5 protein-coding genes are annotated in these 11,663 nt (G+C 63.6%); 4 read left to right on the top strand and 1 reads right to left on the bottom strand.

Annotated elements, in window-relative coordinates; all coding sequences use genetic code 11:
- Window positions 1-7: 7 nt before the first annotated feature.
- A complete protein-coding gene (glnE, locus tag NCS28_RS01835) occupies window positions 8-2,800 on the bottom strand; it encodes a bifunctional [glutamate--ammonia ligase]-adenylyl-L-tyrosine phosphorylase/[glutamate--ammonia-ligase] adenylyltransferase (RefSeq protein ID WP_250512187.1) in 2,793 nt (930 codons plus the stop codon).
- Window positions 2,801-2,983: 183 nt separating this feature from the next.
- On the opposite strand from glnE, the gene NCS28_RS01830 reads away from it, so the two are divergent.
- From NCS28_RS01830 to aroG, 4 genes are all read left to right on the top strand, one after another.
- A complete protein-coding gene (locus NCS28_RS01830; RefSeq protein ID WP_250512186.1) occupies window positions 2,984-7,273 on the top strand; it encodes a YhdP family protein in 4,290 nt (1,429 codons plus the stop codon).
- Window positions 7,274-7,348: 75 nt separating this feature from the next.
- Window positions 7,349-8,179 carry a carbon-nitrogen hydrolase family protein gene (locus NCS28_RS01825; protein WP_250512185.1) on the top strand — a complete coding sequence of 277 codons (831 nt, stop codon included), beginning with the start codon at window positions 7,349-7,351 and terminating at the stop codon, window positions 8,177-8,179.
- Window positions 8,180-8,327: 148 nt separating this feature from the next.
- Window positions 8,328-9,794, top strand: a complete 1,467-nt coding sequence (gene tldD, locus NCS28_RS01820; RefSeq protein ID WP_250512184.1) for a metalloprotease TldD — start codon at window positions 8,328-8,330, stop codon at window positions 9,792-9,794.
- A 328-nt stretch (window positions 9,795-10,122) separates the two neighbouring features.
- A complete protein-coding gene (gene aroG / locus NCS28_RS01815; RefSeq protein WP_250512183.1) occupies window positions 10,123-11,196 on the top strand; it encodes a 3-deoxy-7-phosphoheptulonate synthase AroG in 1,074 nt (357 codons plus the stop codon).
- The last annotated feature ends 467 nt before the right edge of the window (window positions 11,197-11,663 follow it).

Genomic DNA, 11,663 nt, shown 5'->3' with positions numbered 1-11,663 from the left:
AGCCGGCTCAGTCCGCCACGCCGAACACCCGCTCCCACAACGCCGTCACCGCGTCGCGTTCGGCCTGCACTTCGGCCGGATCGACGCGCGCCTTTTCCATGCCGTCGAGCCGCAGCGTGTGCTGCAGCTTGCGGTAATGGCGATAAGCCGCGCCGATCGCATCGGCTTCTTCTTCGGCGATCAATCCGCTTTGCGCGGCGATCTTGAGCAGCGTGATATTGCCCGCGTTGCGCAAAAACGCGCGATGCTCGCGCGTATGCAGCAGCACCCAGTACTGCACGATGAACTCGATATCGACCATGCCGCCGCGATCGTGCTTCAGGTCGAACAGTTCGCTGCGATTCGGATGCCCGTCGGCGACGCGCTGGCGCATCGACACGATCTCGCGCGCGAGCGCGGCGGCGTCGCGTTCCATGATGAGCACGTCGGCGCGAATCTTCTCGAACTCCTCGCCGATTTCGGCATCGCCCGCGCTGTAGCGTGCGCGCGAAAGCGCCTGATGCTCCCAGACCCACGCCGTGTTCGCCGCGTCGCCCTCGCGAATCTGATAGCGGCGAAACGATGCGAGGTCGGTCACGAGCAGGCCGGATTCGCCGTTCGGCCGCAGCCGCAAGTCGACATCGAACAGCGTGCCCGCGCCGGTCGCCGCCGTGAGCCACGTGATGAGGCGGCGCGTGAACATCGCATAGATGTCGGAGGCCGCGTCGTCGTCATCGTCGTAAAGGAAGATGAGATCGAGGTCCGATGCATAGCCCAGCTCCTTGCCGCCGAGCTTCCCGTACGCGATGACCGAGAAACGCGGCGTCTCGCGATGCCGTTTCGGGAACTGCTTCCATACCGTTTGCACGGTCACGTCGAGCACGGCGTCGGCGAGATCGGAGAGACGGTCGCTCACATGCTCGACGCTCAGATGGCCCGCGAGATCGATCAGCAGAATGCGGAACACTTCGGCCTGATGCGCGTGACGCAGCAGATCCATCTGATGTTCGACGTCCTCGGCGGCGTCGAGCCGCGCGATCAGCGAGCGCTTGAACTCGGACCAGTCGAAGGGGCTGGCGATGGCTTCGTCGTCGAGCAACTCGTCGAGCAATTGCGGATGGCGGATCAGATAGCCCGCCGCCCAGCGCGAACCCGACAGCACCGACAGCACGCGCTCCAGCGCCGCCGGATATTCCGTCAGCAGCGCGAGATACGCGCCGCGTTTGCCGATGGCCTCGAGCAGATCGAAAAGGCGCACGATGATGTCGCCGCGCTTGGCTGCATCGCTCGACTGCACGGCTTCGAGCGCCCGTTGCGCGACGATGTCGAAGCGCTCCCGGCTCTGCGACGGCAAGCCCGCATAACGCGCCGAATTCCACACGCCCGTCAGACGCGACAGCACCGGCGCGGGGTCCGCGAAGCCGAGTTCCGCGAGGCGCGCGGCGAGTTCGTCCTGCGCGGAGTCGTCGGCGAGCGCGCTGCTCCAGATCCACGACGCCGCCGAATCCTCCGCGACGCCGCAGCCGCCCTGCCCGCTCATCTTGTCGGCGAAGATCGCATCGAATTGCTGCTCGACGAGCTCGCGATGCGCGTCGAGCTTGTCCATCAGCGCGGCATAGTTCGCAAAGCCGAGCGACTTCGCGAGCCGCGCGCGCTCGTCGTCGGCGACGGGCATCGCGTGCGTCTGCGCGTCGTTGCGATATTGCAGCCGATGCTCGACCGTGCGCAGGAACAGATACGCGTCGGACAGCGCCTCGCACACGTTGGGGGCGAGCAGGCCGTGCGCGGCGGCGCGTTCGAGCACCGCGAGCGTCGGACGAATGCGAAAATCCGCTGCCTGACCGCCGCGAATCAACTGAAACACTTGTGCGCTGAACTCGATCTCGCGAATGCCGCCGCGTCCGAGCTTGATGTCGTCGGCTTTGTCGGGACGCATGGACGCGCGCCGCCGCGCTTCCTGCCGAATCTGCTGATGCAGCGAGCGGATCGCCGCGATCACCCCGTAGTCGAGATAGCGCCGGTAGATGAACGGCGTCGTGATCGCGTCGAGCTGCTTCATGAGGCGCTTCGCGGAGTCGCTCTGCGTCTCCGAAACGAGCCGCCCCTTGATCCATGCATAGCGCTCCCACTCGCGGCCCTGCACGTAGAAATACTCTTCGAGCATGCCTAGGCTGCACACGAGCGGACCGGAATCGCCGTTGGGCCGCAGCCGCATGTCGACGCGAAACACATAGCCGTCCTGCGTGATCTCCGCGAGCGCGCCGATCAGACGTTTGCCGAGCCGTGTGAAGAATTCCTGCGTCGCGAGCGCGGAGCGCGTGCCGCCCGAGGTTTCGCCATCCTCTTCATAAACGAAGATCAGATCGATATCCGACGATGCGTTCAGCTCCCGCCCGCCTAGCTTGCCCATGCCGACGACGCCGAGCGTCAGCCGCTCGCCGTCCGGTCCGCGCGGCTCGCCGAAGAGCGCTTCGAGATCCGCCGACAGCACCGCGAGCGCGCGCTGCACGGTGACTTCGGCGAGGTCGGTCATTGCGCCTGTGACTTCGGCGACGTCCGCCACGCCCGCGAGATCGCGCTCCATCGCCGTGCAGAACACTTCCGTTCGCAGACGCCGCAGCGCGGTCTTGAGCGCGGCTTCGTCGAGCGCGCCGTTTTCGGCGCACGACGCGCAGTGCGCATCGAGACGTTCTTCGATCCATTCGCGCGTGATGCGCGAGCGCGGCCACTGCGCGACGTTCGACGCCAGTTCGGGCCGCGCCGCATACGCGCGCGCCGCATAGTTGGAATAGTCGGAACTGAGAAGAGTGGCGTCGGTCATCAGAGGTTGGGTTCGCTCATTGCTTCCGGTAATACATAACGCTTCACGCGGTGCGCCGTGAGTCTTGCCGGGCGCGGCTTTGCGAGCATCTTCGAGTGCACGGGCAGCGGCCTTCCGCGCGATGCCCGTGTTACATTTCAGCGTCAAACACGCAAAACTACCATATCGCCCGACAGCAGCAGCATGTCCGACAGCAGACGATCCGTCGACCCGACCGAAGTTGGACAAGCGCAGCCCAGCGGCAACGCCGAGCGCGTGCTTTCACGCGTCTTCAAGATCGTTCTCGTCATCGCGGCCATCGCGTATTTCGCGGTCGCGGGCGTGTATGTCGGCTTGCGCTACATCGTCATGCCGCAGGTCGATTCGTTCCGGCCGCGCATCGAGCAATTCGTCTCGTCGAAGATTCACGCGCAGTTGCATATCGGCAGGATTTCCGCGCGATGGTCCGGGCTTTCGCCGACGCTCGATATCGACAATCTGAGCATCGACGCCGCCGATGGCTCGCCGGGTCTCGCCGTGCCGCACGCGAGCGCGAGCATCGCGTGGGCGTCGCTGCTGCATCTGCGGCCGAAGCTCGCGGACCTGACCGTCGACGGTCCCGACGTGATCATCGCGCGCAACGCGGACGGCGCACTGTCCGTCGCGGGCGTGCCGATTCCCACGCATCGCACCGGCTCGAACGCGTTCACGACCTGGCTGCTCGGCCAGGACCACATCCTTCTGCGCGACGGCACGCTGCGCTGGCGCGACGCGCAACGCGCCGCGCCCGAGATCGCGTTCAAGCGGCTGCATCTCGCGATCATCAACGACGGCACGCGGCACCGGCTCGCGCTCAAGGCGCCCGCCGACGGCGACGTGCTGCACGGCCCGCTCGACTTCCGCGCGGATTTCCGTCATCAGCCCTTCTCCGCGATCGGCGCGCCCGCGAACTGGACCGGCCGTCTCTACATGTCGACCGGCCCGGTCGATCTGCCGATGCTCGCGCGCTATGTGAAGCTGCCGTTCCAGATGTACGGCGGGCGCATCAACAACGAAATCTGGCTGAACTTCGCGGGCGGCCAGTTGCAGAACGCGAGCGGCGAACTGACCGGCGCGAACGTCGCGCTGCGCGTGCGCGCGACGCAGCCGCGTCTCGATCTGCCGGTCGCACGCTTCGGCTGGAGCGTCGACAAGAACGACACCGAGTACACGCTAAACCTGCGCGACCTGCATGCGGAGCTCGGCCAGCCGCCGCTCGACGACGGCACGCCGGTCGCGCGCCTGCTCGTGTCGCGCTCGCTAACGGGCACGTATCGGCCGCCGGGCGTCGGCAAGGGACAGCTCGTTCGGCTGACCGGCGATTCCGTCGATATCGGCATCCTCGCGGAATTCGCGCGCGCGCTGCCGGTGCCGGCCAAGGTGCTCAACGAACTCGTGCGCCTCAATCCGCGCGGTCAGATGGCGAACTACACGATCTTCACCGAGCGCGCCGCGCCGAAGACCGAAGCGCAAGCGCAGGAGCAGCGCAAGAAGGGCGACGCGCCGCTCGTGAGCTACGCGTTCAAGGGCGATCTCCAGGGTCTCAGCGTTCAGGCGCAGGAGCCGCCGCCCGGACTCACGATCAACAATCATCCCCGCGCGGGTATTCCGGGCGTCGAGAACATCTGGGGCAGCGTCGACGCAAACGAGAAGGAAGGCAAGATCACGATCGACACGAAGAACGTGGCCGTCATCATTCCGGGTGCGTTCGACGATCCGCGCCTCACTTTCGACTCGCTCCAGGGCAACGCGCGCTGGACCGTCGCGGATGCCATCGCGCCGGGCGAACTGCGTCGCGCCTTCACGATCCATCTCGAAAGGCTGCATGTCAAAAACGCCGACGCCGAAGGCGAAGCCACCGCGGAATACTGGAACCAGGGCCACGGGCGCGGCAATCTCGATCTGAAGGCGAAGGTCGCGCATCTGAAGGTGACGAGTCTCGTGCGCTATCTGCCGACGAGCCTGAACGAACGCGTGCGCGTCTATCTCGGTCATGCGTTGCAGGCGGGCGTCGCGAGGAACGGGACGATCGAAGTGCACGGCGATCTCACGCGCTTCCCCTACGCGAAGTTTCCTGACGCGGGCATCTTCCGCATCGAGGCGCCGTTCAGCGGCGGCAAGTTCGACCCGACGCCGTTTCCGCCGCGCAAGATGGCCAACGGTCTGCCGAACTTCTGGCCGGCGTTCGAGGGCATCGACGGCACGTTCACGCTCGCGCAAAACAAGCTCGGCTTCGATATCGACAAGGGGCATTACCGCGGCGTGAAGGTCTCGAAGGTCACCGGACGCATCGACGATACGGGCAACCGCGAGACGAAGCTGTGGATCGACGGCAAGGCACGCGGCCCGCTCGCGGACATGCTGCAATACGTCGACGACAGCTCGCTCGGGCTGATGGCGAAGCACGCTACGCGCAAGATCGACGCCAAGGGCGACGCCGCGCTCGCGCTCACGCTGGGCATTCCACGCTATCGTCCGCCCGCGCCGCAACCGCCGCTCAAGCCCGAGTACAAAGGCTCGCTCACCTTCGCCGACAACGAAATCACGTACGGCAGTCTGCCGCCGCTCACGCATCTGCGCGGCCGCGCCGACTTCGCCGCGAAGACCGTGACGCTCGACGGCCTGACCGCGCAACTGCTCGGCGGCGACGTGCGCGCGAAAGGCGGCGTGAAACCCGACGGCAGCTATGCGATCGACGTGAACGGGCGCATCGGCGCGGATGCCGCCACGCGGCTCAATCGACGGATCACGCCGCAGGTCGCGGAGTTCATGAAGCGCATCAACGGCACCGCGCCTTACGAGCTGCACGTGCGCGGCGTGAAGAACGCATTGCCCAACGTGCAGGCTCGTTCGGATCTGACGGGCCTCGGCATCGATCTGCCCGCGCCGTTCGGCAAGCCGCAAGGCACGCCAATGCCCCTCTCGTTCACCTTCCAGCCCGCGCCGGGCGGCGCGTCGGATCTGCACGACGCGCAACTGAGCTTCGGGCCGGTCGCCGCGCATTACGTGTTGCAGCAGATCGGCCGCGTGCAGGTCAAGATCGATCCGCAAAACGCCGCCGAGCCGATGAACATGCGCGCGCGTCTGAAAGTCGTGCGCGGCGCGATCGGCGTGAACAAGCCCGCCGAACTGCCGGCCGAAGGCGTGAGCGCAAACGCGGATCTGAACGAGCTCGACGCCGACGCATGGCGCAAGACCTTCGCCGATATCACCGCCGCCAGCAACGCAACGCCGGAAGCGGCCGCCGACGCGAACGCGCCCCGCCCGCCGATGAGCGAGAACGTCAGACAGTTCATCCCGACGCGTGCCGCCATCCACTTCACGACGCTCAAGCTGCTCGACCGTCGCTGGGACAACATCGCGATCGAGGCGAGCGAGGCGGATCGCAAATGGCAGGGAAACATCGCGTCGGATCAGATCGCGGGCGATGTCGCGTGGACGCCGGGCGCGACTCGCGACAGCCCCGGCACGTTGCAGGGACGCTTCGCGAAGGTCGTGATTCCGGACAAGACGGCGAGCGATACCGTCGGCGAGGTCATGAGAAAACCGCCGCGCAATGTGCCGACGATCGATCTCATCGTGAACGAGCTCGTGTTTCGCGGTCATAGCCTCGGGCGGCTCGAAGTCGACGCGCACAACGACGTGATCGCCGACGAACCCATCTGGACGCTCGACAAGCTCGAACTCGCCAACCCCGACGCGACGCTTACCGCGAACGGGACGTGGCGCACGCTGCCGGGCGGCGTCGTGAAGGTTGACACGCAAGACGGCATCCCGCGCCGCACGTCGCTCGATTTCAGGCTCGACGTGAAGAACGGCGGACAGTTGATCGACCGCTTCGGCGCGCCGCGCGTCGTCAATTCGGGCAGCGGCACGGTCTCGGGCCACGCGGGCTGGAACGGCGGTCCGACTGCCGTCGATGTGAACACGCTCGATGGCAACGTCGCCGTCGATCTGCGTCACGGCCAGATTCTGCGTGCGCCGGGCGCGGCGAAGTGGCTCGGCATCTTCAGCCTTCGCAGCCTCGCCAACCTGCTGACGCTGCATTTCGAGGATGTCGTCGGCAAGGGGCTGCCGTTCGAGAAGATCACGGGCAATGCGAAGATCGTCGATGGCATCAGCCGCACGGACGACTTCCTCATGGTCACGTCGCCCGCGCGCGTGCAGATGCAAGGCCTCGTCGATATGCCGAAGCAGACGCAGGATCTGCACGTGAAGGTCGTGCCGACGGTCGGCGCGGGCGCGGCGGCGATCGGCGCGGCCGTGATCAATCCGCTGCTCGGCCTCGGCGTGCTCGCGGCGGACATCGCGCTATCGGCATCGATTCAGAAAGCCTTTGCGCTCGACTATTCGATCACCGGCTCGTGGAGCAAACCCGTCGTTAAGCGGCTCAGCGGCGATCAGGGTAAGATCGAAACACCCGCCGCCGCCGTGGTTCCGTCCGCTGCCCGCTGAAAACGGGCGTTCGCACGATTTCAGGCGACGCCGTTTTCGTCCCCTTTACCGTCCCCCTTATCAGCGCATAGAGACATGAGCGAAAGATCGAGCGAAAGCGCGGCCCCGTTTCAGGTCGCCGCGCTGCAAATGGTCAGCACGCCCGACCGCGACCGCAATCTGGCCGACGCCGGCCGCCTCATCGCCGAAGCCGCGCGCGCGGGGGCTCAACTGGTACTGCTGCCCGAATATTTCTGCTACATGGGCTTCAAGGACACCGACAAGCTCGCTATCCGCGAAACGCCCGGCCCCGGCCCGATCCAGCAGTTTCTGTCCGATGCCTCGCGCGAGCATCGCGTGTGGATCATCGGCGGGACGCTGCCGCTGCAATCGCCCGAACCGAACCGCGTGCTGAACACGACGCTCGTGTTCGACCCGGCGGGCAAACAGGTCGCGCGCTACGACAAGATTCATCTGTTCAATTTCGAAAAGGGCGAGGAATCGTTCGACGAAGCGCGCACCATTTGTCCCGGCAGCGAAGTGCGGACGTTCGAGGCGCCGTTCGGGCGCGTGGGATTGTCGGTGTGCTACGACCTGCGCTTTCCCGAGCTGTACCGCAAGCTCGGCGATTGCGCGCTGATGGTCGTGCCTTCCGCGTTCACGTACACGACCGGCGCTGCGCATTGGGAGACGCTCCTCAAGGCGCGCGCCGTCGAAAATCAATGCTATGTGCTCGCCGCGGCGCAGGGCGGCAGGCACGAGAACGGCCGCAGGACATGGGGCCACAGCATGCTGATCGATCCGTGGGGCGAGATCGTCGCCGTCAGGGATGAAGGCATGGGCGTGGTCGCGGGCGGCATCGATCTGCAACGCATCGCGGCCGTGCGGCAGAGCTTGCCGGCTTATCGACATCGCGTGATCGGGTGATCGCGCAGCTTACTCGGCTCAACCCAACTGATGACTTGAAGACGCGGGTTTCTCCCCGCACATGAACCGACTGGATCAGACCGTAGAATAGTCTGCAATTCGTCTGAAATATCATTGAACTCGTCACAGAACACGCAATAGGCACCGCATGAACATCATCGAACCCGGCATTCGGAATCTGGTCACGGCGAAGGACGTCTTGCTCACGCCCTACGGCCTTGACGAAGGGCTGATCACGCGCACGCTCGCGGAAATCTTCACGCATCGTGTCGATTACGCGGACCTTTATTTCCAGTCCACGCGCAGCGAGGCCTGGAGTCTCGAAGAAGGCATCGTCAAATCGGGCAGCTTCAGCATCGATCAGGGCGTCGGCGTGCGCGCCGTGTCCGGCGAGCGCACGGCGTTCGCCTATTCGGACGATCTGTCGCCCGAATCGATCCGCCAGGCCGCGATCGCGACGCGCGCCATCGCCAAAGCGGGCGGCGGCAAGCACAAGATCAAGCCGGCGAGCACGCTCACCGGCGTGTCGGGGCGCGATCTCTATCTGCCCGCCGATCCGCTGCATTCGCTCGATGCGAACGCCAAGGTCAAATTGCTGGAGCGCGTCGAGCAGATGGCGCGCGTCAAGGATCCGCGCATCACGCAGGTGATGGCGGGTCTCGCCGGCGAGTACGACGTCGTGCTCGTCGCGCGCAGCGACGGCGCGCTCGCGGCGGACGTGCGTCCGCTCGTGCGCGTATCGGTGACGGTCATCGCCGAGCAGAACGGGCGGCGCGAAATCGGCACGGGCGGCGGCGGCGGTCGCTTCGATTACGGCTATTTCACCGACGACATCCTGAACAAATACGTCGACGATGCCGTGCACGCCGCGCTCGTCAATCTCGAAGCGCGCCCGGCTCCCGCTGGCGCGATGACCGTCGTGCTCGGACCGGGCTGGCCGGGCGTGCTGCTGCACGAGGCGGTCGGACACGGACTCGAGGGCGATTTCAACCGCAAGGGATCGTCGGCCTTCGCGGGGATGATCGGCGAACAGGTGGCGGCGAAGGGCGTTACCGTGGTCGATGACGGCACGCTGCCGAATCGGCGCGGCTCGCTCAACATCGACGATGAAGGCAATCCGACGCAGTGCACGACGCTAATTGAGGACGGCATTCTGAAGGGCTACATCCAGGATTCGCTCAACGCGCGCCTGATGAAAATGCCGGTGACGGGCAATGCCCGCCGCGAATCGTACGCCGCGCTGCCGATGCCGCGCATGACGAACACGTACATGCTCAACGGCGACAAGGACCCGCAGGAGATTCTCGCCTCGGTGAAGAACGGCTTGTACGCGGTGAATTTCGGCGGTGGTCAGGTCGATATAACCAACGGCAAGTTCGTGTTCTCGGCGTCCGAGGCGTACATGATCGAGAACGGCAAGATCACGTATCCGGTGAAGGGTGCGACGCTGATCGGCAGCGGGCCGGAATCGCTCAAGTACGTGACGATGATCGGCAACGACATGTCGCTCGATAGCGGCGTCGGCGTGTGCGGCAAGGAAGGCCAGAGCGTGCCGGTGGGCGTCGGTCAGCCGACGTTGCGCATCGAGAAGATGACGGTCGGCGGCACGGTGTGATTTATGCGGTTTTTCCGCATCGGACGGGTTTGTTTGCGGCGCGGCCGCGTCGTCCGATGCGGATTGTCCGCGTTTTTGCCGTAGCAGGGTTGTCAGCACTGTACGTTTGAGGTTATAAAAGCAGTCACAACTTTTTTCGACACGCCTTCGTCCACCATGTCCGCCAAGTTTTACTTTTATTTCTTTTGGCATCTCAAGCCGCTGGCGGATCGAGAGGGTGAGTCGTACACAGGTTGAACAGACCGAATTCCCGAAAAAACCGCCAGCGAGTCTGGCGGTTTTTTTTCGTCTCATAGTTTGATTAGAACGCTGCCGTTGGAGAACCGACATGCCCCCGCACAATACCGATGATGTCCGCATCCGCGAATTGAAAGAGCTGACCCCGCCCGCGCATCTGATCCGCGAATTCCCTTGCGCCGAGCCGGTGTCGGAGCTGATCTACACCGCGCGGCAATCGATGCATCGCATTCTTCATGGGATGGATGACCGGTTGATCGTCATCATCGGGCCTTGCTCGATTCATGATCCGAAGGCAGCGATGGAGTATGCGGGGAGGTTGATCGAGCAGCGTAAGCGGTTCGCGGGGGAACTGGAGATCGTGATGCGGGTGTATTTCGAGAAGCCGCGGACGACCGTTGGATGGAAGGGGCTGATCAACGATCCGTATATGGATAACAGTTTCAAGATCAATGATGGGTTGAGGGCCGCGCGCGAGTTACTCATGCATATCAATGAGCTTGGATTGCCTGCGGGGACGGAGTATCTCGACATGATTAGTCCCCAGTACATCGCCGATCTAATTTCTTGGGGGGCGATTGGGGCGCGGACTACGGAGTCGCAAGTGCATCGTGAGCTTGCGTCCGGTCTGTCTTGCCCGGTCGGGTTCAAAAATGGTACTGACGGGAATGTGAAGATTGCTGTGGATGCGATCAAGGCAGCATCGCAATCGCATCATTTCCTGTCCGTTACTAAAGGCGGGCATTCAGCGATTGTTTCTACCGCGGGGAATGAGGATTGCCATATCATTTTGCGCGGGGGAAAAGCGCCTAATTACGATGCGGCGAGTGTGGATGCTGCTTGTAGCGATATCGGGAAGGCTGGATTAGCTGCGCGGCTGATGATCGACGCGAGTCATGCCAATAGCTCGAAGAGGCATGAGAATCAGATTCCGGTTTGTGAGGATATTGGCAAGCAACTGGCTGCTGGGGATGAGCGGATCGTGGGGGTGATGGTGGAGTCGCATCTTGTTGCTGGGCGGCAGGATTTGAAGGAAGGGTGCGAGCTTACGTATGGGCAGAGCGTTACTGATGCTTGTATTGGGTGGGAAGAGAGTGTGAAGGTGCTGGAAGGGTTGGCGGAGGCGGTCAAGCAGCGCAGAGTTGCCAGAGGGGGAGGGAACTAAGATTTGCCGTGGCCGATGGACGGTCGACACGATGCTGATTCAGTGTCGACTTCGTCCAGGAAAGGATTTGCTATCGGAGCCTAAGCTCCGGGGAATCTTGCAAGGCCGACGCATTGACTCCGAGACTCTCCGCTTCTGCCTTATGTCCAAGCGGGTCGTGATCTTCGTACACAATCTCCATTAGCTCTGCCCGAAGCGGAAATCCAGCGCGAAATGCATGATATTAAACAATCCTTATCCAACGCTCATAGTCGCTAACCAGAAATCTTTTCAAGGCAAGTTGGACAAACGTTTCGCTAGACATAAAACCAGACGTCGTCAAAGTAAGATTTGTTTAGTACATTGCGCTCAGTAAATCAAAGGCGACGGCAAAATAATATTCGCCTGAATCAATGCGATCATGCATTCTTGATAAGGCGATCGGCCGCCTAAGAGTTAGTCGCTGCAAAACGTTGATTTAAAGACGA

It is taken from the genome of Caballeronia sp. INDeC2, from assembly GCF_023631325.1.
Classification (GTDB): domain Bacteria; phylum Pseudomonadota; class Gammaproteobacteria; order Burkholderiales; family Burkholderiaceae; genus Caballeronia.
The sequence above is the reverse complement of the archived record's forward strand: the minus strand, read 5'-3'. Positions and strand labels throughout refer to the sequence as shown.

Coding starts and splice junctions, on each gene's coding strand:
- glnE (WP_250512187.1), bottom strand. CDS start 2,800: ATGACCGACGCCACTCTTCTCAGTTCCGACTATTCCAACTATGCGGCG.
- NCS28_RS01830 (WP_250512186.1), top strand. CDS start 2,984: ATGTCCGACAGCAGACGATCCGTCGACCCGACCGAAGTTGGACAAGCG.
- NCS28_RS01825 (WP_250512185.1), top strand. CDS start 7,349: ATGAGCGAAAGATCGAGCGAAAGCGCGGCCCCGTTTCAGGTCGCCGCG.
- tldD (WP_250512184.1), top strand. CDS start 8,328: ATGAACATCATCGAACCCGGCATTCGGAATCTGGTCACGGCGAAGGAC.
- aroG (WP_250512183.1), top strand. CDS start 10,123: ATGCCCCCGCACAATACCGATGATGTCCGCATCCGCGAATTGAAAGAG.